Genomic DNA, 26,986 nt, shown 5'->3' with positions numbered 1-26,986 from the left:
TACGATCAGAATAAAGAAAATCAATTGGGTGCAGTATGTCTGAGATAAAAGAATTCCAAGAACACTACGAAAAAACAGAATCAGCTTGGCCAATAGGTGTCCAAAGAATAGAGAAAGAGATCAAAACTGGCATTTGGGTAACGACTCAATGGGAACTCATCGGTTTTGAATTATCGCCTGAAAATGAAACCCCAGACGTATGTTTGCTCCAGTTACACAAAGACGAACGTACCGACTACCGCTTCAATCTAAGCTCTCAGCAACCTAAGCTATTCTTAGTTATGGATAATGTTGACTCCGGCAAACCTATTATTCAATTACTGACGGCGTCACAAACAGTCGCAGGCCAATACATGGACGGAGATAACCAAGTATTGTCTTACGACATGCCTTTACCTGTACAAGCGTGGATGGAAGCCTTTATCGGTCGTCATGGCGAATTATTAGAAGCTAGACGCAAGAAGCGTAAAGGGGCAGGTCGTTCTAATGGCAACTAACTTTTTTAGCCGTTGGTCTCAACGAAAGCTCGATGAATCGACTGACAAAGCGCTCGAAGCTGCACAGCCTGTTGAAGAAACCTCGGTTACTTCTTCTGAGCCTACTTCTCAAACACGCACCTCTGCTGAAGAACTTGCACCAAATGAACCAACTTCTATCGAGCCAACTCATGCTTTAGAAGAGTCTGCTGACACTAAAGAGTCGGCATCAGAGACTACTGAAGAGCTGTCTATGGCTCAATTATTGGTATCAGAAGCATCAGAAAGCGTAAAAAAAGCCGCATTACGTAAATTATTTCTCTCAGAAGAGTTTAACGTACGTGATGGCTTAGACGATTACGATGACGATTACAGTAATCTTAAGTCACTTTCTGAAGGTGTCGCTGAAAGCTTACGTGATTGGGTAAAAGAGAAGGCAGAAGAAGAAACGCCAAGCGAACAAGAGCAAGCTACTGAAAATCAAGAAGAGTCTTCAATTAACAACGCTGAAGAAGCGGAATCAGATTCTGTTGAAAGTGACGAAATTACGGGACAACAAAAAGAACTGTATAAAAACACAGTGCCCGATAATTTCGACACCGACGCTATCGAAAATGACCCAAAAGAGGTGAGACAAAATATACCACACAAAGAATAGGTACATTTTGACTAAACACTCAATGAACCGCTTGCGACAAAATGTCCCAAGCGGTTTTTTTATTATCAACATCGATTTAAATTTAATCTAATCTATTGAAAATATTGAATTATTAAATTGGCACGGCATTTGCTAAAACTAGTCCATTATCGACTTTTTTGTAGATAACTCGCGTAAACTTGGCGAGTGAATGAATAGTTAACGAGACCATAAGTTGTTAACTGATTACTCAGCAAGTTCTCCAACGCTAACTACAATGAAGATTGAACAGATTATCCATATCCAAAAATGGAACTGAGCAATGCTTAAACAATTATTAGAACAAGCAACTTCAAATAACGCAAAGGCGAGGCTGTATGCGTTTGAGAACACTGTTGAGTTAACAAACCTAATTCCACCGACAGTCAGTTATGAAAGTGGTGGTAATACGCTAATTATTGGTCCAACTGCGATCATTGAAAGTGCTGCGGCTCAATTGCCTCAGTTAACAAGCCTGACACTACTTTCAACAGACGGTGCGAAAGCGACTAATGCTGAGTCAGAGCTTTACTACGCAAATGCTGTTCAGGTTTCTGGATTCCTTGGTACGTTCGAAGTTCTAATCGAAAACAAAGGCCTAACCAATAACCTTGCGAAAGTAGCAATCAATCATGACTGCTTTGATGTGGTTTTGGATTTATGTCTGAATAGCTGCATGACAGAAGAAGTGCCTGTTCCTGGTTATTACCCAGTAGGGCGCGGTTATCCAAAGCTAGCTGAAGCGTTAGAAGAAATTCCTACGTTAATGGGCACGTTTGATAAGCCTAAGTTCTTCCGTTTAGACACAGACCTATGTGCACACAGTTCTCGTGGTGTTAAAGGTTGTGAGCGTTGTGTTGATGCTTGTCCTGCTGGCGCACTTTCAAGTGAAGGCTCTGACAAGACAGGTCACAAGATTGAGATCAACCCTTACCTATGCCAAGGCGTGGGTACTTGTGCTACGAGCTGTCCGACAGAAGCTATCTCTTACGCATTGCCTAATCCTGATGATACTCAAAAGTTCATTGAACGTACGCTAGCTAACTACGAGCAAGCGGGCGGTTTGGATCCAATTGTACTTATCTGTAGTTCACGTCATGAAACCTACAATGTGATGGCTCTTAAAGCGCTACCAGACAACGTGATTCCGATTGTTGTCGAAGAGCTGCCATCTATTGGTATCGATACTTGGTTTGCAGCATTGGTTAATGGCGCGACTCAAGTTCTGTTTGCGGCATCTCGCTTTATGCCAGAAACGATCATTCGTGTTCTGAATAACGAAGTAGGGATTGCTCAAGAACTACTAGACCAAATCGGTATTCCGAAAGAAACCATCGATATTCTGTACTTAGAATCTCTACGTGAAGGTCCTCCAACACTTTGTGTGGATTCGTTCGACCTTGCACTTGGCGATCTTCAAGGCAATAAGCGTCAACGTCTATTCACTGCACTTGACGCGATGTCTTCAGCTCGTATTCCTGTTGAAAATATTGTTGAGCTTCCATCAAACGCACCTTACGGAAACGTTTCGTGTGATAGCAAAGATTGTACGTTATGTATGAGCTGTGTGGCTGTGTGTCCGACACGTGCACTTCATACCGACGGAGCTTCTCCATCACTTAAGTTTGTAGAACAAGACTGTATTCAATGTGGCCTGTGTGAAAAGGCATGTCCTGAAAATGTTTTAACTCTTACGCCTCGTATGAACTGGGTGAAAGAAGAGCGTCAGAAAGCGGTTGTGATTCATGAAGAGAAAGCAGCGGAATGTGTACGTTGCCATAAACCATTCGCACCTCAGTCTATGATTGACATGCTACAGAACAAGTTACGCGGTCACTCTCACTTTTCAGATGAAGCTGCGATTAACCGTATTGCGATGTGTGAAGACTGCCGTGTGGTGGATATGTTCGATTCAATGGCTCAAGACCCATTGAAACAATTGAAATACTAGGAGTTAGCCTTGGAAACGAATTTGGATCAGGCACAAGAACAGACACTAAGAACTGAGATCTACTTGGTTCTTTCTGCACTGTTTCGTAGCGCACCTTCTGAAGAGGTGATCGACTTTCTAAAAACGCTCGATATTGAAGCGTCTGAAAGCGCAATGCAGAAAGCTTGGATTGCCATTCAACAAGCAGCAACAGAATCAAACCGTGAAGCACTGGAAGATGAATATCAAGACCTGTTCATCGGCATTGGTCGCGGAGAGGTCGTTCCATTTGGTTCTTGGCATCGCACGGGCGCCATGATGGAAAAACCATTGGCTGACATTCGTCATGATTTAGAGCTTCTAGGCATTGAGCGTGATGATCAAGTAAAAGAGCCAGAAGATCACATCGCGGCACTTTGTGAAGTGATGGCGATGCTAACGGCTGAGGAAGAAGCACTGCAACAAGCGGTATTCAATAAGCACCTTGGCCCTTGGTTTAACTCTTTCACGCATCAGCTTGAAGGGGCAGAAAGCGCGAACTTCTACAAATCGGCCGCTCAGCTATGTGAAGCATTCTTAACGTTAGAACAAGTGCGTTTTAGCGTGAATACAAAAAGCAGTAAGCACAAATTAAAGATTGATGTGAAAAACGTCACTGATTACGAGTAATCGAGCAGTACGCGATTATATCGATAGAGGGGCATTAAGCCTCCAAAAAAAGATCTACCGTAAGGTAAGGAAGCAATGATGAAAGATAATAAAGATATAAATACAAGCCGTAGGGATCTACTCAAAGGCTTGACGACTGCAGCTGTTGCTGGTGCCGTTGTCGCTGGTACAACTAAAGTGGCAACCGCTTCAGAAACTGTTGAAATTTCGAAAGAAGACGTGAAGAAGACTGGCTATCGTGAAACGCAACACATTCGCGATTACTACGACACACTTTAGGAGATAACGGATGAAACTTGTCAAACGCTCCGATAGTGTGAGCAAAGAAACCAATCAGCTAGGTGTGTCTCGACGTGCCTTCATGAAAAATACTTCATTAGCTGCTGGTGGCGCAGTCGTAGGCGCAAGTCTATTTGCACCAGGCATGATGAAGAAAGCACAGGCTAAATCAGTCGATCCAGAAGCGAAAACAGAAGTAAAACGTACTATTTGTTCTCACTGTTCTGTGGGCTGTGGTATCTACGCTGAAGTTCAAAACGGTGTTTGGACTGGTCAAGAGCCTGCATTCGATCACCCATTCAACGCTGGTGGACACTGTGCGAAAGGTGCAGCACTTCGTGAGCACGGCCACGGTGAACGTCGTCTTAAGTACCCAATGAAATTGGAAGGCGGTAAGTGGAAGAAGCTTTCTTGGGAACAAGCGATTGAAGAGATCGGTAACAAAGCGCTAGAACTTCGTAAAGAGTCTGGCCCTGATTCAGTTTACTTCCTAGGTAGTGCGAAACACAGTAACGAGCAAGCTTACGCATTCCGTAAGATGGCATCGCTTTGGGGCACGAACAACGTCGACCACCAAGCGCGTATTTGTCACTCAACCACAGTAGCCGGTGTTGCAAACACTTGGGGTTACGGTGCAATGACAAACTCGTTCAATGACATGCACAACTGTAAATCGATGCTGTTCATTGGTTCAAACCCTGCAGAAGCTCACCCAGTAGCGATGCAACACATCTTGATCGCGAAAGAGAAAAACAACTGTAAGATCGTTGTTGCGGATCCTCGTCGTACGCGTACTGCTGCGAAATCAGATCACTACGTTTCTCTTCGTCCAGGTTCTGACGTTGCGTTTATCTGGGGTGTGTTATGGCACGTCTTTGCAAACCAATGGGAAGACAAAGAGTTCATTAAACAACGTGTATTCGGCATGGACGAGATCCGTGAAGAAGTGGCGAAATGGACCCCAGCAGAAGTTGAACGTGTAACTGGTGTTAGTGAAAAAGACGTATACCACACAGCGAAACTACTTTCTGAGAACCGTCCGGGTTGTATCGTTTGGTGTATGGGTGGTACTCAACACACGACTGGTAACAACAACACACGTGCTTACTGTGTACTTGAGCTTGCGCTAGGTAACATCGGTAAATCAGGTGGCGGTGCAAACATCTTCCGTGGTCACGATAACGTACAGGGCGCAACTGACCTTGGCGTACTTTCCGACACACTTCCAGGCTACTACGGCTTGTCTGAAGGTTCTTGGCGTCACTGGTCAAAAGTTTGGGATATCGACTTTGACTGGGTGAAAGGCCGTTTCGACGACAACGCATACGGTGGTCAAAAACCAATGAACAGTGCAGGTATTCCTGTATCTCGTTGGGTAGATGGCGTACTTGAAGACAAAGACAAGATTCGTCAACGCGAAAACATCCGCGCGATGTTCTACTGGGGTCACGCAGTGAACTCTCAGACTCGTGGTCCAGAGATGAAGAAGGCGATGCAGAAGCTGGATATGATGGTTATTGTTGACCCATACCCAACGGTTGCAGCGGTAATGAACGATCGTACAGACGGTGTTTACCTGCTACCAGCAACGACTCAATTTGAAACCTACGGCAGTGTAACGGCGTCAAACCGTTCTCTACAATGGCGTGACAAAGTCGTTGAGCCGCTGTTCGAATCTAAACCTGACCACGAAATCATGTACCTGCTTTCTAAGAAGCTTGGTTTCTCAGATCAGCTGTTCAAGAACATTCGTGTTGAGAACAACCAACCTCTGATTGAAGACATTACACGTGAATTCAACAAAGGTATGTGGACGATTGGTTACACAGGTCAAAGCCCTGAACGCTTGAAAGAGCACCAACAGAACTGGCATACGTTCCACAAAACGTCTCTAGAAGCAGAAGGCGGTCCAGCAAATGGCGAGACTTACGGTCTACCTTGGCCATGTTGGGGCACACCAGAGATGAAACACCCTGGTACACACATCCTTTACGATACGTCTAAAACGGTTGCTGAAGGTGGTGGTAACTTCCGTACTCGTTTCGGTGTTGAGTTTGAAGGTCAAAGCTTACTTGCTGAAGACAGCTACTCGAAAGGCTGTGAGATCAAAGACGGTTACCCAGAGTTCAGCGACAAGCTACTGAAACAACTGGGTTGGTGGGATGATCTAACTGCAGAAGAGAAAGCATCTGCTGAAGGCAAAAACTGGAAGACTGACGTTTCAGGTGGTATCCAACGTGTGGCAATTAAACACGGTTGTATCCCATTTGGTAATGCGAAAGCACGTGCGATTGTTTGGACATTCCCAGACCGTGTACCACTGCACCGTGAGCCGCTTTACACGCCACGTCGTGACTTAGTTGCTGATTACCCAACGTGGGATGACAAAGAAGCTATCTTCCGTGTTCCTACGCTTTACAAGTCGATTCAAGAGCAAGACAAATCTGGCGAATACCCGATTATCCTGACCTCTGGTCGTCTGGTTGAGTACGAAGGTGGTGGTGAAGAGACTCGTTCAAACCCATGGCTAGCTGAACTTCAACAAGAAATGTTCGTTGAAGTGAACCCGAAAGACGCGAACGACATCGGCTTCAAAGACGGTGATGATGTTTGGGTTGAAGGTGCAGAGAAGGGCCGTATTAAGGTGAAAGCGATGGTAACACGTCGTGTTAAACCTGGTTTGGCGTTCATCCCATTCCACTTCGGTGGTAAGTTCCAAGGTGAAGATTTGCGTTCTAAGTACCCAGAAGGCACTGATCCTTACGTTATTGGTGAAGCTGCTAACACAGCAACCACCTATGGTTACGACCCTGTCACCTTGATGCAGGAAACGAAAGTAACCCTTTGTAATATTCGTAAAGCGTAAGGAGTCTTAAAATGGCTAGAATGAAATTTCTTTGTGACACCAAGCGTTGTATCGAATGTAACGGTTGTGTCACTGCATGTAAGAATGAAAATGATGATGCTCTGGAATGGGGTATTCAACGTCGTCGCGTTGTGACATTGAACGATGGCGAACCGGGTGAAAACTCAATTTCAGTAGCGTGTATGCACTGTACTGATGCACCGTGTATGGCAGTTTGTCCTGCAGACTGTTTTGAACACACAGAAGACGGCATCGTGCTTCACAACAAAGATCTTTGTATCGGTTGTGGTTACTGCTTGTTTGCTTGTCCGTTTGGTGCACCTCAATTCCCTAAACAGGAAGCATTTGGTGAGCGCGGTAAGATGGACAAATGTACCTTCTGTGCTGGCGGCCCTGAAACAGAACCAGGTTCAGTAGAAGAACGTCAGAAGTACGGTGCGAACCGTATTGCTGAAGGTAAGCTTCCAATGTGTGCTTCACTATGTTCTACCAAAGCACTGCTTGCGGGCGACGCAGAGAAAGTTTCTGATGTTTTCCGTCAACGTGTTGTTGAACGTGGTGCCAAAGGCGCGGGTTGGACAGACGGTAATGACCTGTCTTACGACGCAACTAAGAGCTAAGTAGGAGAGACATATGCTTACAATGTTTAAGCGTCTCTTCCTTGTTGTGCTGCCAATGTTGGCGGCACTAACAATGCTTTCTCCTATGAGTCATGCATCTGAGACGAACTCATCACAAACTCAAGCAAGCTCAGCTGAAAGAGAAGTGGTTCAACTTGCTGGTGCGGATTACTGGCGACAAGTTAGAGATGGACAATCAGGTTACACCACATCTCAGTCTCCTGAGCATGGCGTACTCATCAGTACTCCAGGTCAAACTTGGTACATCTTAAAAGAGAAGTGGATGTCACCAGCTGGTGCTGTGGCTATCTTTGGCAGTATTGCTTTTGTCACTCTGATGTACGTAGTGATTGGTCCATTGATGCTCAGTGCACCGAGAACAGGCCGTAAGATCAAACGTTGGTCTCGACTGGATCGTGCATTGCACTGGAGCATGGCGTTTACCTTCCTGACACTGGCGTTCAGTGGTTTGATGCTGGTTTATGGTAAACACTTCTTGAAGCCATACATCCCAACGGATCTATGGGGCTTTATCATTCTATTGGCAAAGCAGTACCACAACTACATTGGTCCGATTTTCTACGTGCTATTGATGGCAGTGCTTATCAAATGGTGGCGTAAATCGATCTTTAAGAAAGTGGATATTCAGTGGTTCTTGAAACTTGGCGGTATGGTAGGGAAACATAAAGGTTCTCACCCGTCTGCAGAGTTCTCAAATGCTGGTGAAAAAGCGCTGTTCTGGCTACTTATCGTTATGGGTAGTGTCGCTGCAATCAGTGGTTTGGTATTGGACTTCCCAATCTTTGGTCAAACTCGCCGTGATATGGAGCTTTCAAACTTAGTTCATATGCTAGCGGCTCTGATCCTTATCTGTGGTTTCGTGTTCCACATCTATATCGGCCTGTTCGGTATGGAAGGCGCACTAGAAGGCATGGTAACGGGTGAAGTAGATGAAACCTGGGCGAAAGAGCACCATGACCTTTGGTACAACGAAGTAATGGAACAAGAGAAAAACGGTGTTGAACAAAACGCTAATGTCGCAACAGAGAAGAGTGAAGGGGTGAATAAGAATGAACAAACCTCATAAAGGTATTTGGGTTGCTTATATCCTAAGCTGTTTCACACCATTTACTTGTCTTATCTCCGGTGTGATCGCAATTATCTATGCGGGCTATCGTTTGGATAAAGGCGAAGACGGTGAAGTCGTTGATACACATTACTATGGCTTGATCCGCTCGTTCTTCTTGAACCTAACCTTCTTTGTGGTTCTTATCGTAACGGTAGCGACCTCAAACGGCGTGTTAATCGGTGTGAACGATTACTGGTATCAAAACCATATCATCGATGATATCGCTTACTACATTCCATATGTAGGTATGTTATTCGGTGGGGTTGCGATTGTGGTTTGGTTTATCCGCATGTATCAAGGTATGCAGCGTTTAAGTCAAAATCTACCGCAAAACCCGTCTACAGGACCAAACCTGTAACACCAGTGCGTTAGCTAAAACTCAAAAGCAAAGCCCAGTGATTATTTCACTGGGCTTTTTGTTTTTAGGTCTCCGGCTAGAAACATAGCCGTCAGTTGCGTTCGATCTCTATATCCAGACCCACTCATTGCTCGCCTCAATATGGTGCAACTCCCTTATTTGGTGCAGTTGGCGTTGTTATTTTTCCGATACTTAAGATCCATAAACGTGCACCTAAATATTTAGCCATTCAAAATCAACAGCTTAAAAACAAAAACTGTTGCACGAAAATTACACCATGCACTTGGAACACATCTTGCGTTCACTGTTGAGTCTTTAATTAATTACGATATTGAATCGCACGATATCAGTGCAAATCAGATAAAGCGAAAGGAGAATGCTTTAATGAGTGAAACGGTGACTCAAGTTCATAGTGCAGTACAAACCCTTACCCAAAGTTCAGATACTTTATTCCTCTTACTCGGCGCGATCATGGTCTTCTTAATGCACGCTGGCTTCGCTTTTCTCGAAGTCGGTACTGTGCGAAAGAAGAACCAAGTCAACGCGCTGGTTAAGATCCTTTCAGACTTTGGTGTCTCCGCCATCGCTTACTTCTTTATCGGCTATTGGGTGGCTTACGGCGCTCACTTTCTTGCTGATGCAGAAACATTGTCCCAAGGTAATGGGTACGAATTGGTTAAGTTCTTCTTCCTAATGACCTTCGCAGCAGCAATACCTGCAATCGTTTCAGGTGGTATCGCGGAGCGTGCACGTTTCTATCCAATCCTAATTGCAACGTTATTTACCGTTGGTTTCGTCTACCCATTTTTCGAAGGCATCATTTGGAACGGTAACTTTGGCTTCCAAGATTGGCTAGAAGGTCAATTTGGTTATGGATTCCATGACTTTGCGGGTTCTGTCGTGGTTCACGGCGTTGGCGGTTGGATCGCTTTGGTTGCAGTTTACTTCTTAGGAATGCGCAAAGGCCGCGTTCGCGCAGGTAAACACACTAACTTCGCACCATCAAACATTCCTTTCCTTGCGTTGGGGGCGTGGATCTTATGTGTCGGTTGGTTTGGCTTCAACGTGATGTCTGCGCAAGCTATCAACGGTATTAGTGGCTTGGTAGCGATGAACTCACTGATGGCTATGGTCGGTGGCATTCTTGCCGCTCTTGTTGCAGGTAAAAATGACCCGGGCTTCATTCACAACGGTCCTTTGGCTGGCTTAGTAGCCATTTGTGCAGGTTCAGACTTGATGCATCCTCTTGGCGCTTTAGTTACTGGTGGTGTAGCAGGCGCGCTGTTCGTTTACCTGTTCACTTACATGCAGAACAAAACCCAGATTGATGACGTACTTGGTGTATGGCCTCTACACGGCGTATGTGGCGCCTGGGGTGGTATTGCAGCAGGTATCTTCGGCCAACAAGCTTTTTGGGGCCTAGGCGGCGTAAGCTTTGCCTCTCAGGTAGTTGGCACAGTAGCAGGTGTTGCTGTTGCTCTCATCGGCGCGTTAATCGTATACGGCGTATTGAGCAAAATGACAGGGTTGCGCTTAAGCGAAGAAGACGAGTTCAACGGTGCGGATCTTTCAATCCATAAGATCTCTTCTATCAATGAAGACTAGCTTTTATGGGTTGTGTGATTTTTAAATCACTATAAGTAAATTACCTTTGAATCATTACTAAGCGGCTCCGGCCGCTTTTTTTCATTTATCGAAATCAGTGTGAGTGTGTTTTTGAGAAGAGAAGGCAAACGACAAGCGAGTTATGTCACAAATAGCTAATGAATTCAGTTGGGTAAGACTATGGTCTAATCCCCAAAACTATTGTTGGAATTTGAACAGTGCTAAGCTGTTACAAAGTGACATATTGAAAAGGACTTTATATGCATTTCCCATATCGAAATATCGTAATTCTTACTGGTGCCGGCATTTCTGCGGAGTCGGGGATACAAACATTCCGAGCACAAGACGGGCTATGGGAAAACCATAAAATCGAAGATGTCGCGACGCCTGAAGGATTCGCAAAAGATCCTGACCTTGTACAAGCCTTCTATAACAAGCGTCGTCACGGCTTACAAAGCGAAAGCATCTTGCCGAATGCCGCTCACAAGGCACTAGGGGAGCTTGAAGACAAACTTGATGGCAACGTTACTATCATCACGCAAAACATCGACAACTTGCACGAGAGAGGCGGTAGCAACAACATTATTCACATGCATGGTGAATTGTTGAAAGCCCGTTGCAGTGAGTCTAATCAAGTTGTAGAGCACAAAGACGATATCGAAACGGGTGAGCTATGTCATTGTTGCCAAATCCCGGCACAAATGCGTCCACACATCGTTTGGTTTGGTGAAATGCCGCTAAGAATGGGTGACATCTATTCAGCTCTTGAAGAAGCAGATCTGTTTATTTCGATTGGTACATCTGGTGTTGTGTACCCAGCTGCGGGGTTTGTACATGACGCTAAAATGCATGGCGCACACACGATAGAGATAAACCTTGAACCAAGTGCGGTTGAGAGTGAATTTGAAGAGAAGCGCTACGGCAAAGCCAGTATCGAAGTACCAAAACTGGTGAGTGAGCTATTGTCGGTTGAGAGAGGCTCATTAACCGCTTAATCAACACTGTCACTGTTGAATGAAGCAAACACATGTCTGAATGCAAATAAGCGCTCAGAAAGGTGTTTGCTTTTTGTTTTTCTGACGGTTTGAAATCTTGCCTTGTGTCGATTAAACGTCTGCAGTGACGGAGCGCCGAGCTTCCTTCATCGCATACATGGCTTTATCTGATTCTTCCAACGCTTGTTGAAAGTTTTCTTGATTCGTCACTTCAATACCGTAAGAAAAAGAGATATTTTCACCATGAAGCAGGTTACTGACTTGGCTCACGAACTCGCCGCCACGCCCCAATTGTGCAGTCGCGACGAACTCATCACCACCCACACGAAATACCATTTCATCTTCCACAACGGTTTGGCTTAGTGCTTGAGAGAAGCGCACAATCATTAAGTCACCAACTTTGTGGCCTTTGCGGTCATTCACTTTTTTCAATCCATCTAAATCGAAGTAGATGAGCTCGAACTCTTTCAGTTTGATTGCATCGAACTTTTTACGATTGTATAAACCCGTTAGCTCATCTTGCTTACTTTGATCTTTCAATTGAGTGGTAAGTTCAGTAATGCCATAGGCAAGAAGTAGGAAGGCTATCTGCAACAAACCATCTTCTAGAAATGTGTCGATTAACTCGTTTCTGTCAGCCCATTCGTCGAGGTCTTTAAGCTCAGTAGTGACATCATAAAATAGGTTAAAGATGAGTAGCAGAGCACCATAGCGAAGGATTTTGTGCGGGCGGATGGCGTGACGAGCAACGTAGTAGATATACATCGTAATCACGAGGGTGTTGGTTTCGAAAAACAGGTCGTAATTAGAGTCTATGTGGATGAATGAGCTCAAGGCTAACATCAAAAATGACGCCACAAGCATCAGAGTCACAATCAGTAAAATAGGGTTCGCAGGCATATTAAATCGCACCTTATACGGTTTAATATAATCCTATATAAAGTGTAGATAAAAATAAAGCGGCTTACGCCGCTTTAGTCACCAATCAGTAACAAACTTAGTTGTTTACTTTTAGTTTTTGGAAGTACTCGTCATAAATGACGCTCGCTTCACCAACTTCATCTTGCCATACGCCGTTATCCATCACTGATTGTGGTGGGAAAACGTTCTTGTCTTCAGCAAACTCTTTTGGAAGAAGAGGGTAAGCAGTCTTCACTGGAGTCGGGTAACCGATCTCTAGAGCAATCTTAGCTGCGTTCTCTGGGCGAAGAAGGAAGTCGATCATTTTATGAGCTGCTTCGATGTTCTTTGCACCTGAAGGAATCGCTAGGCTGTCCATCCAGAAGATAGCGCCTTTCTCTGGCCAGATGATATCAATCGTTGCACCTTCTTGGCGTGCCATGTAAGCAGAGCCATTCCAAAGCATACCAAGAGACACTTCACCAGCAAGGTAAGGGTTCGCAGGGAAATCTGAGTTAAATACCAATACGTTTGGCATTAGCTTGCGAAGTTCTTCGTAGGCTTCTTTGATCTCTTCTGGATTAGTTGTGTTTGGAGAGTAACCCAGTTTAGATAGTGCGATGTGGAAAACCTCACGAGAGTCGTCCATCATCATCAGCTGACCTTCCCACTGTGTATCCCACAGGTCGCCCCAGTTTTTCACTGAAGATTTGTCTAGCATGTCTGAGTTGATACCAATGCCCGTTGCACCCCAAATGTATGGGATAGAGTAGTTGTTGCTTGGGTCAAATGGCTTATCTAAGTAGTTTGGATCCAAATCAGCAAAGTGGCTTAGCTTGGTTTTATCAAGCTCTTGAAGCATACCTTCTTTACGCATCTTAGAAACGAAGTAAGTAGAAGGAACAACTAGGTCATAACCCGTACCTTGAGTTTTTAACTTAGCGTACATGCTTTCGTTAGACTCGTAAGTAGAGTAATAAACTTTAATGCCCGTCTCTTTTGTGAAGTCTTCTAGTACTTCATTTGGAATATATTCAGACCAGTTGTAAAAATACAGTTCTTGGTCAGCTGCGAAAGAGGGTGTAGAAAGTAAAGTAGCAGCACACAATGCGCCGGTATACAGTGTTTTTTTCATTACTGTTCCGTTCATTTGTTTGATTTGAAGCTGGGTAGTGAACCCAAAGTAAATGGATTTCGAAAAATCGCGCTATATTATAGCAGTGATGAAATAAAATAGGCAGCCTAAGCTGCCTATTCATTGATATTCTTATTTTTAACTTGTTGATTATCGAATGAGACTAATCAAACAAAGCAGTTATTGGCCCGCTTTAAGCTTCATGAAGTAGTCTTCGTACTTCACTGTCTTATCGCCAACCGCAGCTTGCCATTCAACACGATCAAGGTCTTCTTGAGATGGGAACAGAGCCGGGCTGTCTTTGAACTTCTCGTTAGAAGCTTTCACTGCTGTTAGGTAGCCAGTATCACGAGAAATTTGCTCAGCGATTTCTGGGCGCAGTAGGAAGTCGATCATCTTGTGAGCCGCTTCTACGTTTGTTGCGCCAGAGCTGATTGCAAAGTTATCAACCCAACCGATGCCGCCTTCTTTAGGGAATACCAGTTTAATTGGTAGACCTTCGTTTTGAGCCGCTGCTGCAGAACCGTTCCAAAGCATACCAAGGCCAACTTCACCAGACATGTATGGTGCGCCAGGGTTGTCTGAGTTAAATACTAGAACATTTGGCATTAGCTTTTGTAGCTCAGCGTACGCTTCGTCGATCTCTTTCTCGTTAGTTGTGTTGCCTGAGTAACCTAACTTGCGTAGAGCAATGTGGAACACTTCACGAGTGTCATCCATCATCATCAGTTGACCTTCAAGCTCAGGCTTCCATAAGTCAGCCCAGCTTTGAAAATCTTCTGGATCGTACATGTCTGTATTCACAGCAAGGCCAGTGATCGCAACAACGTGTGGAATAGAGTAGTCGTTGTTTGGATCGTATGGCTTATCCAAGTAGTTTGTGTCCAGATTTTTGAAGTTGTTCAACTTCGATTTGTCGATCTTTTGTAGCATACCTTCGTCGCGCATCTTAGATACGAAGTAAGTCGACGGCACAACCAAGTCATAGCCTTTGTTGTGTGTTTTTAGCTTTGCGTACAAGGTTTCGTTCGACTCATAAGTCGAGTAAATCACCTTGATGCCAGTTTCATCGGTGAACTTTTCTAGGATCTCACTGTTGATGTAAGGTCCCCAGTTCATGAATACCAATTCTTTGTTATCTTTCGCAAAAGACGGTGCAGATAACATTGAAAGCGCACATGCACTACCAGCTAATAGAGTAGCCCATTTTTTCATTGACGTTAGCTCCAAACTAAACGTTGCCCTCAGGCAGTAGATAGAAAAACAGAATGGCAATTTACCATTCTGTTTATGATTAACACTTTTTGTAGAACATGAAGTTTCTCAACTTCTTATCAAGTTAACCTCGTTAAAGAGTAGGAGGCTTACTTAATTTTCTCTCTCGCTAACAACTGAGAAATAATCACCAGTATTAGCGACACCACTAACATCACTGTTGCTAGGGCGTTGACCTCTGGAGAGATACCTACTTTAACCATAGAGTAAATCTTCAGCGGCAAGATTTCATACGTTGGACCGGTTACGAAAGAGCTGATGATCACATCATCCAAAGACAGTGTGAAGCTCAGCAACCAACCCGCAGCAACCGCAGGCTTAGCAAGAGGCAAGATGATCTGTTTTAGAATCGTCCATTCACTTGCACCTAAGTCTTTTGCTGCTTCAAGCATTTTCACATCGAAGCCATTCAAGCGGCTGTACACCGTTACAACAACAAACGGCAAACAGAACGTAATGTGCGCAGCAAGTAGGGTAAAGAAGCCTAGTTGCACACCCATTACCAAGAACAGAGCCAGTAGCGAGATTGCCATTACGATGTCTGGTGACATCATTACGATAAACAACATGCCATTGACTACGCCTTTACCTTTAAATTGGTAACGGAATAGGGCTACAGCTGTCAGGCTACCAACAATCGTAGCGGCTGTTGCTGAGAACACCGCCACGTTAATCGAGTGCCACGCAGCCTGCATTAGGCTGTCGTTGTTAATAAGTGCGTCATACCACTTGGTGGTGAAGCCACCCCATTTCATACCAAACTTGTTGGCATTAAATGAGTTCGCAATCAACACGATAATAGGTAGGTATAGAAAAGCGTATACCAGCGCCATAAAGCTGAACTTAACTGTGCGACCCATTAGTCTAGCTCCACCTTCTTATTCAATAGCTTGCCTGCTCGATAGTAGGCATAAAGCATAATTGCCATTGCAACCGTCAGCGCAATACTCGTTGCCGCGCCAAACGGCCAGTCTCGGGCGTTGAGTACTTGGCTCTTAATCACGTTACCAATCAGCAAGTTCTTAGCGCCGCCTAGCAAGTCAGAGATGTAGAACATACCTAACGCAGGAAGAAGTACTAATAAACAACCACCGATGATGCCAGGCATCGTTAGCGGTAGAACAACTTTCAACAAGGTTTGAAGCTTGTTTGCGCCTAAGTCTTTTGCTGCTTCTAGGTATGTGTCATCCAGTTTTTCAATCGCTGAATACAACGGAAGAATCATGAACGGCAGTAGGATATACACCAAGCCGATCATCACCGCCGTTTCTGTGTACATAATACGCAGCGGCTTATCGATGATATCTAGCGCTAGTAAGCTTTTGTTCAAGACACCTTGAGTACCCAGTACTATCTTCAAGCCGTAGGTACGAATCAAAGAGTTCGTCCAAAATGGCACAATCACCAAAAACAGCATGAAAGGGCGCCATTTCTCAGGCATTTTTGCCACGATGTAGGCGAATGGGTAGCCAATGATCAAACACAAAAGTGTCGCGATAATCGCCATATAGAAAGAGTGCATCAGCACTTTAAAATACAGCGGATCAGCCAAACGGATGTAATTATCGAGAGTGAAGGTCATCTCGATCAAGTTTGCTTCGTCACGAGTTAAGAAGCTGGTACCAATGATCATGATGTTTGGAATCATCACGAACAGCACCAACCAACCTGTGATTAAAGCAACAATCGCGTTTTGTAAATTAAACTTCTTGCTCATCTTCTAATACCACTTCCCAGCTCTCAACCCAAGTTACTGCAACTTTTTGGCCCAGTGAGTGATCAACATCAGGGTCATCTTCGTTGAAGAATTCGCTTACCATTACGCGCATGCCAGATTCTAGTTCCACAACTGAATCTAAAGTCATGCCTTTGTAGGTACGCTCGACAATGTGGCCAACAATACCGCGTTGCTCAGACTCTTTAATCTCTTCAATACGAAGATCTTCAGGGCGAAGCAATACCTGCAGTTTTTGACCTGAAGTGATCGCCTTATCGTGATAGATAATGGACTCTTCACCTTCAATTGTCGCAACAATGCGTTTTTCATCTAAACGAGATGTCGCTGTCGCATCGAATACGTTAATTTCACCAATGAAGCGAGCTACAAAAAGGTTCTTAGGCTCTTCGTAAATCTCTCTTGGTGTTCCGTCTTGCTCAATCACGCCGTCACGCATAACGATAATACGGTCAGACATCGACAGTGCTTCTTCTTGGTCGTGCGTTACAAAAATGAACGTGATACCAAGCTGGCGCTGAAGTTGTTTAAGCTCGATTTGCATCTGTTTACGAAGTTTGTAATCCAGAGCAGACAGAGATTCATCCAACAAAAGAACTTTAGGCTTATTAACGACAGCACGAGCGATTGCGATACGTTGCTGTTGACCACCAGAAAGCTGGTGTGGTTTTCTTTGTGCCATCTGTTCTAGGCGCACCATTTTTAAAGCTTCCATTACACGAGGTTCAATCTCGCTGTTTGGAACTTTCTGCATGCGTAAGCCAAATGCCACATTTTCGAAAACGGTCATATGTGGGAATAGGGCATAGCTTTGGAATACAGTGTTAACATGCCTTTGTTCAGCAGGGACTTGGGTTACGTTCTGTTCAGCTAGTAGTATTTGACCACTATCTGCCGTTTCAAAACCCGCAATCATTCTTAGTACCGTTGTTTTACCACAACCTGATGGGCCTAAAATCGTGAGAAACTCACCATGATTTACGTTTAGATCAAGATTGCCGATGACTTCCTTACCATCGAAGCTTTTACTAATACCAGTTAGCTGTACTACTGGTTTTCCTACTGATTTTTTAGCGTTCAACGTCTGTTTTTCTCCACCTTGGTTCTGTTTGAGAACCTGTTGCTATACACCTTTGAGGCGCGCATCATAATCACCAAAAACGTGAAATCAAAGCATTTTTTACCATTCGAAGATAAAAAATTTCGCAGGTAAAAGTAAACATCCTTTACCATACTGTTATTTACTGGGTTTACGCCCCAACAAGTGTCTAATTATTAACCATTAAGACGCAAAAGCAAGCCTTGTTACAGATTCATATTTTAGTTTGTATCCGACATATGAGTATAATGAAGGTAATTTTTTATCAATAAGTTAGGTGGCTCAGTTTAATTGGCACACCTAGGTATCACTATGAACAACGACATCGAAAAAGATTTTAATTTGGGCGGTAGTATCGACCGTGCACTTTCTGGCGATTATGAGCTCAAAGCAACGGCTGTATTCCAAGAGGCATGGAAACATACGGTAAGTCACTTTCTTTCGTTTTCGCCGGCAATAGTTGCTCTGATGTTCGTGCAACTGGCTATCTTCTATATTGCGTTAAAACTCCAGCTAGGTGACCCAGCTGTTATCCTAGACGCCGTTATCGATCCTGAGGCTTTTACTCCGCAGATCGTTGAGTCGATCTTCATCGCTAATTTCAGCTATGAAGTTATCAGCGCACCTATCTATGCAGGCATCTGTTTGATGGCGATGAGCCATGCTGCTGGTCTACAGACTAAAGTTCGCCACATTGGCAAAGGTCTACAGTTTACGATTCCTGTCATCCTTGTAACTCTGTTCAGCCTGATGCTGCAAGGTATTGCAGGTATGATTCTGCCGTTTCTGTCGATTTACTTCTCGCTTGCTTTCAGCCACTCAATCCTGTTGATTTGCGATAAGAAAGTACCACCAATGCAATCGCTGCTGCTTTCTCTGCGTGCTGTAAACAAGAAAATCTTCACAGTTGCTTCTATCTATCTATTAGTAATGCTGATGTTCATCGTTGCGGCAATGATGTACGGCATTGGTCTTATCTTCGTTTTACCTTTCTTCTTCCACGTGAAAGGCATTCTTTACCGCGAGATGTTTGGCATTAAACTCAAACTGATTGCGTCAGACAGACCGAAGAGTGACGACGACCACAACGGTAGCAATAACAAAGACCCACAGGTATTCGATGCATAACAACTCTAAATCAAGCGCAAGTAAATCACTTGCGCTAAAAGTGACAGCATTAGCCCTAGTTGGCTCAATCTCGTTAGTTGGCCCAATGCTATACCAACAAGAGGAAGAGCGCAGGCGAACAGGTCAAAAGGCCCCAGACACAGAACAAAAGTTTGGTGACTTGACCGTCTCTTCTGATAAGCCAGACTTCGCAGCTATTGAAGATGTAAATGAAAAGAAAGACACCTTCTTTTCTTATCTTCGCCCAAGTATCAATATCGAAAACAAGCGAATCACTAAAGAACGTGCGTTTCTAACCAAGCTATCAGAAACAGGATTGAGCAATGTTGATTCTGAAGACGCGTCATACGCAAAGAGACTAGGGAAGCTGTATAGCCTTCCTGTGCCTTCATCGGGCTTAGATGATTCTTGGCTAACAGAAATGTTGAATCGTGTAAACGTGTTACCTGAAGCGCTTGTATTAACTCAAGCGGCAAATGAATCAGCTTGGGGCACATCGCGTTTCGCCACTAAGGCGAATAACTATTTTGGTCATTGGTGTTACACCAAAGGTTGTGGGCTAGTTCCGCTACAACGTAACGAAGGTAGCTCTCACGAGGTTGCGACTTTCTCTTCTAGCCAAGAATCTGTGCATCGTTACTTCATGAACCTGAACCGAAACCGCGCTTACGCGGACCTAAGAGCGATTCGTGCAAAACTGGCGGCAAAGGGCGACGATCTGCTAACGACTCAAACCGCAACAGAGCTTACCAACGGCTTGCTAAAATATTCTGAGCGAGGTTCAGACTATGTGACTGATTTACAAGCTATGATCCGTCACAACGAGGTATACTGGAAAAAGTAACTCGATTTGATAGTCATTTGGTGAGCTTAAACGGTAAGTTTGACCAAATAACATCGCATAAAGAGCAGCTCATTGGCTGCTCTTTCTATTTATAAACGCTCAACTTCGACAAGACTATAACAATGAAAAAGACAGCACTCGCTTTATTAGCCTCTCTAAGCCTAGGAATCTCTTTACCTGCTGCAGCGCAAGAATACATGTTTACCTATTCTAAGCTTTACACACAGCTTAAAAACAACACCAAAGAAGGGCATGATGACGTAAAAGTTGCAGTCTTCTTTGTCGATCAGCAAGCCCAAACAACCTGTCATATAAGCAAAGCATGGATGGAAAAAGAAGAGCACTATGAAGAGCTGAAAGTCTCTCCAGCTAATGAGCTATTGCTACCTGTTGACCAAAATCTTCGTTCAGCAAACCCGCTTATTTTTGTACAAACAAAAGAGCAAGAGTGTGCATACTCTTTAGTTGTTATGACTAAAGCACCTTTAGCAGGAACGGTTGAGGTTGCACAGCTAGAAAACCTATTACCGCAGATGCAAGCAATGTTAGAAGACGTCAGTGGCATGTTCTCAAGCTGGTTCACACCGGACATCCAAGGGTTAACGCTTGAATTCGCGAACAAGCTTGAAGGTAACATCACGCTTTCTAATGGCAAGCAGCTCCCAATTACTCAAGGGCGCACTAAGTTCACACTAGAAGAGCTCAACGGAAGTGACAGCATCACGTTACCAGAAGCCACAACTCGTGTGTTGCCTTACATTCCAGCTCAATAACCTTGAGTTAGGCGATAGACCACACGGCATTATCTAAGCAACACATCGAAAAGCAGCCAACTCAAACCAAGTTTGGCTGCTTTTCTTTTCCTGCAACTTTCGTAGTTTGCACGTTTTAAACTCATTTTTTGTTAAAGATGAGTACTTCTCACTAGATAAAGTGGAATCTTTCAACCAGTCGACTTGTTTATCCTGCCGTTACTATTTCAACATCAAATAAAAATCCGTATAATCCACGCCCTAAAACAGTCCCACTAGCAATCTACAGTCGGTAATACGACGGTGTGAGAGTCGCAATGAACCAAAACGATAATAGAAAAGAAGTACTAGAATTCAACAAACTTCAGAAACGTCTGAGAAGAAATGTTGGAAATGCCATCATCGACTACAACATGATCGAAGAGAATGATGTGGTAATGGCGTGTATCAGTGGCGGTAAAGATTCATTTGCGATGCTAGATATTTTGCTACGTTTACGTGAGGCAGCACCAATCAAGTTTGATGTTGTTGCGGTAAACCTAGATCAAAAACAACCTGGGTTCCCCGAGCATATTCTTCCTGAATACTTTGAAACACTGAACATTCCTTACTACATCGTAGATAAAGATACGTACTCAGTAGTTAAAGAAAAGATTCCTGAAGGTAAAACAACATGTGGCCTATGTTCTCGTCTGCGCCGTGGTACTTTGTACTCGTTCGCTGAGAAGATTGGCGCGACTAAGATCGCTCTTGGTCACCACATGGACGACATCGTTGAAACGATGTTCCTTAACATGTTCCACGGTGCTCGTCTAAAGGCTATGCCACCTAAGCTGCGCTCTGATGATGGTCGTAACGTTGTTATTCGTCCACTGACTTACTGTCGTGAAACAGACTTAATCAAATACGCTGAACACAAAGAGTTTCCAATCATTCCTTGTAACCTATGTGGTTCACAAGAAAACCTACAACGTCAAAGCATTAAAGCAATGCTGATTGATTGGGACAAGAAGACACCAGGCCGTGTTGAGAAAATTTTTAAATCAATTCAAAACGTTAGCCCAAGCCAGCTGGCTGACCGCGAACTGTTTGACTTCGTAAACCTTCCACTAGACCGTAGCGGTGAGCGTGAAGAGTACGAATTCCAAGAAGCTGAAATTTCATCTTCTAACATTGATGAGTCAATGTTCATCGACGTAACAAACGTATAAAGCGAACAATCGTTGTAGAGCAATAGATGCACCTACAACAGACAAACAAAAACGCCTCAAGCAATGCTTGAGGCGTTTTTTTATGAGTTGAACTCGCCGTTAAGTTCGCCTATTAACCTTTCGAAAGGTTAGGGTCGAGTGGGCTAACGTAACCAGATGGCTTAAGAGCCAACACATCACAGTTGATCTTATCGATAACATGCTCCGCCGTATTACCAATAAACACCGCAGATAGCCCCGTACGACCGGTTGTACCCAATATTACCATCGCAGCGTTGTTCTCAGACGCAACACGCGGAATGACATCTTCAGGCAAACCTTGTTCAACAACGGTCTGCTCTTCACACATACCATGCTTCTGACGCAGAGCCTTCATCGCAGTTAAGTGATGACCGCGAACCGCATCAGTGTAAGAGGTTGGGTCAAACTCAGGCAGCTCAATTGTGATGTTCGCCGGAGTGACTGGGTAAGCGTTAACTAAGAAAGGTTCCGCATCCAGACGACCCGTTATCTCAAGGAGTCGATCAACCATAGTATCGTTGAGCTCTAGGTGCGCTTCCGTCTCTGAGCCCACATGGACAGACGCATAAATTTTTGCGTGTTCTGGCCAGAAATCGTTTTTAACAAGCAGTACTGGGCTAGGGCACTTTCTCAATAGGTGCCAATCAGTTGGAGTGAAGATCACTGATTCCAGAGTATCGTGCTTGCGCGTACCCTTAATCAAAATATCGTGACCGCCGCTATATACCTCAGCAATGATGGCCTCATAAGGGCGGTTATGCCAAACCACTTGAACATTAAATTCAATAGAATCATCTAGGTAAGGCTGCGCAACTTTATTCATCCAGATTTCACGCTGATGGATAACGCCTTTACGCATCGCGTCTCGTTCATCGACAGAGAGCATAGATGTCATTTCATACGAAAAATCGTAGATAGACAAAAAGAAAGTGATATGGCTTGTTGAGGTGCTTTTCTTAGCAAGTTGGATAGCACGAACTAGAGCAGGTTGCTCATCGTGATTAATGTCTGCGACAACTAAAATTTTGTTATAGATACTCATAACTAAGCCTACTTTTCAGACCGAACATATAAATAATGTAGCGTAGTTATGGAGAGATTAAGAGAAATAAAAGAGGTTTTAAGGGAGAAACATGATGTAGCTCATTATTGAACTACATCATTGATATCTAGACTATTCTTTTGAAACGCCAGCAAGTTCCATCAGCGCATCGTGATCTTCGATAGTGATATATTTGCCTTTAACGCTTAGGATGTCTGCTTTCTGGAAACGACCTAAAAGACGGCTAATCGTTTCAACCGTTAAACCTAGGTAGTTACCAATATCGCCACGAGTCATCGTTAAGCGGAACTCACGCGGGCTGAAACCACGTTGAGAGAATCGAGTTGAAAGGTTGTAAAGGAATGCAGCAAGACGCTCTTCCGCATTCTTCTTAGAAAGAAGCAGAATCATTTCTTGGTCGCCTTTAATCTCGTTACTCATCAGACGCATAATTTGCTGACGCAACTTAGGCATTTTTCCTGATAGGTCATCAAGAATCTCGTATGGGATTTCACATACCATAGAAGTTTCTAGTGCTTGTGCGAAACTAGGGTGTAGGTCACCAGTAATCGCATCAAAGCCAACAAGATCGCCCGCTAGGTGGAATGCAGTAATCTGCTCGTCACCTTGCTCGGTAATCGTGTAGCTCTTGATCGTTCCAGAGCGAATAGCATAGAGAGATTTAAGCTCGTCACCGGCTTTAAATAACTCTTGGCCTTTTTGAATAGGCTTTTTTCTCTCAATGATCTGATCAAGCTGATCAAGTTCAGATTCATTCAAAGTGAACGGAATACAAAGTTGGCTAATACTACAATCCTGGCAATGGATCGCACAGCCACCAGATTGGACACGTTTCGTTACAGGCTTTTCAGAAATCATAACAATCTTTCACTATTTGATATACGTCAATATTTTAGCATTCCTTTATCCAGTTGGGTAGTAAAAAAACCGGATTTAAAGAATGGCTATACGGTATAAATAATGAGCTGCAGTGCCATATATCCAGTGTAGAAACCGTAAATCAAGATTAAAATCGCACCGAGTTGACGAAATAAGTCAGCTTGTTGCAATTTCTTGAGGAAGCTAGCGCCCATACCAACCGTCAGCATCGCAGGAAGCGTTCCCAAGCCAAATGCGAGCATGATTCCCGCTCCATTATACCAACTGCCTGAGACAGCCGCCCAGGTCAGCATAGAGTAGACTAGACCACACGGTAACCAACCCCAGATAAAACCAAACGGCAGAGCGTGGCTTGGATGCTTGAGTGGGAGGAAAGACTTACCGACTGGTGAAATATAACGCCACAGCTTCTGACCGACCTTCTCAAAGAACAATAAGCCAAACCACCATTTACCGATATACAGACCCAAAATGATCATAAAGATGGCAGCGAACAAACGAAGCCAATTAAGTAACGCGTTAAAATCGCTAAGTTGACCGATTGAAGAGATAGCACCGCCGATCACACCTCCAATAACGGCATAGCTGAGTAGGCGACCAAGGTTGTAAAGTAGGGGAATAACCGGGGAAGGTTTGGTATTGCCGATTGAAAGGAGCGACGCAATGCCACCACACATTCCCATGCAGTGGCCCGCGCCGATCAGTCCGACAACAAAGGCTCCGATCCAATCAGGCGTCATCGTTCTTTTTATCTAGGTTAGTTGGGGATTCAGTACTAGCTTTGACATTCTTCGCAGGCTTGCTGTCAGAGTGAGCATGGGCTTTTTCGTCTTCATCAAACAAAATATTGTGACCTTGACGCTCCAGGTCTTCAAACTGTTCGCTCTTCACCGCCCATAGAAAAATACCAACAGCGATACACACCAGTACAATCGCAATGGGAATCAGGATGTATAAACTTTCCATTATTTACCTTGCTCTTTTAAAAGCCTTAACGAATTAGACACAACAATAATAGAACTTGCAGACATGCCAACAACGGCAATGTATGGAGCAACCAAACCCGCTACAGCCAATGGAAGGATGAGTAGATTGTACCCCAATGACCATGCAAGGTTTTCGCGGATTATCTTACGCGTTTTTAGCGCCAATGTACGGGACTTAAGTAATCTATCAAGCTTGTCACCCAATAAAACCATATCAGCCGATGCTTTAGCTACATCTGTACCACCGCCCATAGCGACAGAAAGGTGTGCACCCGCAAGGATAGGGGCATCGTTGATACCGTCGCCAACCATCATAGTGATGTCTTTCTCATCACGAGAGTTAAGGTAAGCAAGCTTATCCTCTGGCTTAGCATTCGCAACGATGTCGGTAATACCGATTTCTTCAGCAACAGGCTTCGCGTTAATCAAGGAGTCACCCGTCAGAAGGGTTGTTTTAATGCCCGCTTCTTTGAACTTTTGGATGAACTCGATGCTTTCTTTACGAATCGGGTCTTCATAAGTAAAGGTAGCAATATGACGTCCCGCCATCGACAAGTAGATGCCGTTGCTTTGCGTCGGTTGAGCTTCACCAAGAATAAACTCACTACTACCGATTGCCACCTCTTGACCATTCCACTCACCAGTAATACCCGAACCAATAACGTTGTTTACAGAATTGACTTCAACATCATCGGACACGTGGGTTTTGAATGCTTTCGCGATAGGGTGGTTAGCATGCTGTTCTAGGCTCGCAGCCACTTTTAAACACGTCTCTTTATCAAGCTTAGAGAAAGTTTCTACACGGCTGATACGAATATCACCCTCAGTCAAGGTACCGGTCTTATCGATGATCAAGTGGTTCACTTTACACAAGGTTTCGAATACGTGGCCTTTACGCAGTAAAATACCAAAGTTGCCCATACGGGACGTTGAACAAGTAATCGCAGTTGGTGTCGCCAGTGAAAGAGCACAAGGACAAGTCGCTACCAGTACAGACAACATGATCCAGAATGCATCTTCTGGACGAGTTTGGTGCCAGTAGAACCAAGTACCGAAAGAGATAATCAAGATAACCGCTACAAAGTAACGAGCCACAATATCGGCAATCTCTGCGATACGAGGCTTAGACAACTGTGCTTCATCTTGCAGACGAACAATATTAGAGATCACAGAGTCCGCTTTTGATGTCATCACTTCCAGTTCAAATGACTCATCGCCATTTAACGTACCAGCGTAAACAGTATCGCCTTCGTTTTTCACAACATGGATAGATTCGCCAGTCAGCATAGATTCATCAATATGAACTCGGCCAGAAAGTACTTTACCATCCGCAGGGATATGTTCGCCCGGAAGTACGCGGATCTTATCGCCTACTTTTAGGGTTTTCACTGGCACTTGCTCGCCGTCTAACGTTGTCGCCATTGCAGGAACGAGCTTAAGTAGGTTACCACTCGCAGCCGCTGCTTTACGACGTGCTCTCATCTCTAAGAAACGGCCAAGCAGTAAGAAGAAAGTGAACATCGAGATAGATTCGAAGAAGACTTCTCCTTTTTCTGTCACGGTTGCCACCAAGCTTGCTACGTAAGCAAACAGCAGAGCAATCGAGACAGGCACATCCATACCCAATGTTCGTCCCTTAATACTGCGCCATGCATTGATGTAGAACGGCAGAGCAGAATAGAGCAAAACAGGTGTAGCAAAGATCAAACTTACCCAACGGAAGTAGTTTTTAAACTCTGGTTCAAGGTTGCCAAACACTTCAAGATACAGTGCAACAGCAAGCATCATTACCTGCATGGTTGCCAAGCCAGCAACACCGAGACGGTATAGGTAGTTTTTCATCGAGCGGTGGTAAGCTGCTTCTTGTTGATCAGCTTCAAATGGTGCGGCTTTGTAACCTAGAGTATGGATTGCTGACAACAACTCGCTCAGTTTAACTTGCGTGTTATCCCAGCTAAGTAGGGCACGGTTGGTGGTGGTATTCACACGAATACTACCCACACCTTGTTTTGATGAGACTTGCTTCTCGATTAGCCATGCACAAGCTGCACATGAAACGCCTTCAAGTGATAATGTCACCTCAGAGACGTTCTCAGAGTTTCTTACAAACTCCAGTTGAACGTCTTCATTATCATAATGACTGAGTGCCAGAAGTTGCTCTGGCACTAGATCTGCTTTCTCAGCAGGAGCGGTGCGGTATTGGTAGTAAGAAACCAAACCGCTATCAACGATTGTCTGAGCTACGGTCTCGCAGCCCGGACAACACATCTTACGAGGCGATCCTAAGATCTCGACTTCAAAATCCGTTTCCGCTGGTACATCTTCACCGCAGTGATAACAGGATTCACACATAAG

26 protein-coding genes are annotated in these 26,986 nt (G+C 44.3%); 15 read left to right on the top strand and 11 right to left on the bottom strand.

Translation table 11 applies throughout. From position 1 onward, the window contains the following. The first annotated feature begins 35 nt into the window (after positions 1 to 35). From L0991_05420 to cobB, 11 genes are all read left to right on the top strand, one after another. Entirely contained in the window at positions 36 to 497 is a 462-nt protein-coding gene (locus tag L0991_05420) for a DUF3305 domain-containing protein (protein XGB63508.1), read from the top strand. Further along, positions 487 to 1,134: a DUF3306 domain-containing protein gene (locus tag L0991_05415; GenBank protein ID XGB63507.1), complete on the top strand. Its 648-nt coding sequence runs from the start codon at positions 487 to 489 to the stop codon at positions 1,132 to 1,134. Before L0991_05420 ends, L0991_05415 begins: the two co-directional genes overlap by 11 nt. Positions 1,135 to 1,435: 301 nt before the next feature. Next, on the top strand, positions 1,436 to 3,103 hold the full coding sequence (locus tag L0991_05410) for a 4Fe-4S binding protein (protein ID XGB63506.1): 1,668 nt from the start codon (positions 1,436 to 1,438) through the stop codon (positions 3,101 to 3,103). Positions 3,104 to 3,112: 9 nt separating this feature from the next. Further along, the gene (locus L0991_05405; GenBank protein XGB63505.1) at positions 3,113 to 3,751 is read left to right on the top strand and encodes a molecular chaperone TorD family protein; all 639 of its coding nucleotides are present in this window, start codon (positions 3,113 to 3,115) and stop codon (positions 3,749 to 3,751) included. Between the two features lie 78 nt (positions 3,752 to 3,829). Then, positions 3,830 to 4,030, top strand: coding sequence for a twin-arginine translocation signal domain-containing protein (locus tag L0991_05400; protein XGB63855.1), 201 nt, complete (start codon positions 3,830 to 3,832; stop codon positions 4,028 to 4,030). 10 nt (positions 4,031 to 4,040) lie between these two features. Continuing rightward, positions 4,041 to 6,896 carry a formate dehydrogenase subunit alpha gene (locus L0991_05395; GenBank protein XGB63504.1) on the top strand — a complete coding sequence of 952 codons (2,856 nt, stop codon included), beginning with the start codon at positions 4,041 to 4,043 and terminating at the stop codon, positions 6,894 to 6,896. Positions 6,897 to 6,907: 11 nt separating this feature from the next. After that, complete coding sequence (gene fdh3B, locus L0991_05390) at positions 6,908 to 7,516, top strand: formate dehydrogenase FDH3 subunit beta (GenBank protein XGB63503.1); 609 nt, start codon at positions 6,908 to 6,910, stop codon at positions 7,514 to 7,516. 13 nt (positions 7,517 to 7,529) lie between these two features. Next, positions 7,530 to 8,603: a formate dehydrogenase subunit gamma gene (locus L0991_05385; GenBank protein XGB63502.1), complete on the top strand. Its 1,074-nt coding sequence runs from the start codon at positions 7,530 to 7,532 to the stop codon at positions 8,601 to 8,603. Continuing rightward, on the top strand, positions 8,587 to 9,003 hold the full coding sequence (locus L0991_05380; GenBank protein XGB63501.1) for a hypothetical protein: 417 nt from the start codon (positions 8,587 to 8,589) through the stop codon (positions 9,001 to 9,003). Before L0991_05385 ends, L0991_05380 begins: the two co-directional genes overlap by 17 nt. Before the next feature lie 384 nt (positions 9,004 to 9,387). Then, the gene (locus tag L0991_05375; GenBank protein XGB63500.1) at positions 9,388 to 10,608 is read left to right on the top strand and encodes an ammonium transporter; all 1,221 of its coding nucleotides are present in this window, start codon (positions 9,388 to 9,390) and stop codon (positions 10,606 to 10,608) included. Positions 10,609 to 10,868: 260 nt separating this feature from the next. Further along, a complete protein-coding gene (gene cobB, locus L0991_05370) occupies positions 10,869 to 11,603 on the top strand; it encodes an NAD-dependent protein deacylase (GenBank protein ID XGB63499.1) in 735 nt (244 codons plus the stop codon). Positions 11,604 to 11,714: 111 nt separating this feature from the next. Here the strand turns inward: cobB and L0991_05365 are convergent, their stop codons facing one another. The 6 genes from L0991_05365 to potA all read right to left on the bottom strand — a co-directional run bounded on the left by L0991_05365 (position 11,715) and on the right by potA (position 17,729). Continuing rightward, positions 11,715 to 12,515, bottom strand: coding sequence for a GGDEF domain-containing protein (locus L0991_05365; GenBank protein XGB63498.1), 801 nt, complete (start codon positions 12,513 to 12,515; stop codon positions 11,715 to 11,717). An 85-nt stretch (positions 12,516 to 12,600) separates the two neighbouring features. Next, positions 12,601 to 13,638 (bottom strand): extracellular solute-binding protein, encoded by a 1,038-nt coding sequence (locus L0991_05360; protein XGB63497.1) that lies wholly within the window; start codon positions 13,636 to 13,638, stop codon positions 12,601 to 12,603. Between the two features lie 180 nt (positions 13,639 to 13,818). After that, entirely contained in the window at positions 13,819 to 14,853 is a 1,035-nt protein-coding gene (locus L0991_05355) for an extracellular solute-binding protein (protein ID XGB63496.1), read from the bottom strand. 149 nt (positions 14,854 to 15,002) lie between these two features. Further along, positions 15,003 to 15,773, bottom strand: a complete 771-nt coding sequence (potC, locus tag L0991_05350; GenBank protein XGB63495.1) for a spermidine/putrescine ABC transporter permease PotC — start codon at positions 15,771 to 15,773, stop codon at positions 15,003 to 15,005. Continuing rightward, on the bottom strand, positions 15,773 to 16,630 hold the full coding sequence (gene potB / locus L0991_05345) for a spermidine/putrescine ABC transporter permease PotB (protein XGB63494.1): 858 nt from the start codon (positions 16,628 to 16,630) through the stop codon (positions 15,773 to 15,775). The genes potC and potB overlap by 1 nt, the downstream gene beginning before the upstream one ends. Continuing rightward, a complete protein-coding gene (potA, locus tag L0991_05340; protein XGB63493.1) occupies positions 16,614 to 17,729 on the bottom strand; it encodes a spermidine/putrescine ABC transporter ATP-binding protein PotA in 1,116 nt (371 codons plus the stop codon). The genes potB and potA overlap by 17 nt, the downstream gene beginning before the upstream one ends. Before the next feature lie 330 nt (positions 17,730 to 18,059). Here potA and L0991_05335 point away from each other — a divergent pair, with 330 nt between their 5' ends. From L0991_05335 to ttcA, 4 genes are all read left to right on the top strand, one after another. Beyond that, a complete protein-coding gene (locus tag L0991_05335; protein ID XGB63492.1) occupies positions 18,060 to 18,875 on the top strand; it encodes a hypothetical protein in 816 nt (271 codons plus the stop codon). Further along, on the top strand, positions 18,868 to 19,719 hold the full coding sequence (locus tag L0991_05330) for a glucosaminidase domain-containing protein (GenBank protein ID XGB63491.1): 852 nt from the start codon (positions 18,868 to 18,870) through the stop codon (positions 19,717 to 19,719). The genes L0991_05335 and L0991_05330 overlap by 8 nt, the downstream gene beginning before the upstream one ends. 122 nt (positions 19,720 to 19,841) lie before the next feature. Then, positions 19,842 to 20,492 carry a DUF2987 domain-containing protein gene (locus tag L0991_05325; protein XGB63490.1) on the top strand — a complete coding sequence of 217 codons (651 nt, stop codon included), beginning with the start codon at positions 19,842 to 19,844 and terminating at the stop codon, positions 20,490 to 20,492. A gap of 296 nt (positions 20,493 to 20,788) precedes the next feature. After that, on the top strand, positions 20,789 to 21,682 hold the full coding sequence (ttcA, locus tag L0991_05320) for a tRNA 2-thiocytidine(32) synthetase TtcA (protein ID XGB63489.1): 894 nt from the start codon (positions 20,789 to 20,791) through the stop codon (positions 21,680 to 21,682). A gap of 112 nt (positions 21,683 to 21,794) precedes the next feature. Here the strand turns inward: ttcA and uspE are convergent, their stop codons facing one another. From uspE to cadA, 5 genes are all read right to left on the bottom strand, one after another. After that, entirely contained in the window at positions 21,795 to 22,745 is a 951-nt protein-coding gene (gene uspE, locus L0991_05315; protein XGB63488.1) for a universal stress protein UspE, read from the bottom strand. A gap of 132 nt (positions 22,746 to 22,877) precedes the next feature. After that, complete coding sequence (locus L0991_05310; GenBank protein ID XGB63487.1) at positions 22,878 to 23,624, bottom strand: FNR family transcription factor; 747 nt, start codon at positions 23,622 to 23,624, stop codon at positions 22,878 to 22,880. A gap of 86 nt (positions 23,625 to 23,710) precedes the next feature. After that, complete coding sequence (locus tag L0991_05305) at positions 23,711 to 24,385, bottom strand: sulfite exporter TauE/SafE family protein (GenBank protein ID XGB63486.1); 675 nt, start codon at positions 24,383 to 24,385, stop codon at positions 23,711 to 23,713. Then, positions 24,375 to 24,611: a cbb3-type cytochrome oxidase assembly protein CcoS gene (gene ccoS / locus L0991_05300; GenBank protein ID XGB63485.1), complete on the bottom strand. Its 237-nt coding sequence runs from the start codon at positions 24,609 to 24,611 to the stop codon at positions 24,375 to 24,377. Before ccoS ends, L0991_05305 begins: the two co-directional genes overlap by 11 nt. Beyond that, positions 24,611 to 26,983 carry a cadmium-translocating P-type ATPase gene (gene cadA / locus L0991_05295; protein XGB63484.1) on the bottom strand — a complete coding sequence of 791 codons (2,373 nt, stop codon included), beginning with the start codon at positions 26,981 to 26,983 and terminating at the stop codon, positions 24,611 to 24,613. Before cadA ends, ccoS begins: the two co-directional genes overlap by 1 nt. Positions 26,984 to 26,986 lie beyond the last annotated feature (3 nt).

The sequence above is a fragment of the Vibrio chagasii genome (genome assembly GCA_041879415.1).
GTDB lineage: Bacteria > Pseudomonadota > Gammaproteobacteria > Enterobacterales > Vibrionaceae > Vibrio.
The sequence above is the reverse complement of the archived record's forward strand: the minus strand, read 5'-3'. Positions and strand labels throughout refer to the sequence as shown.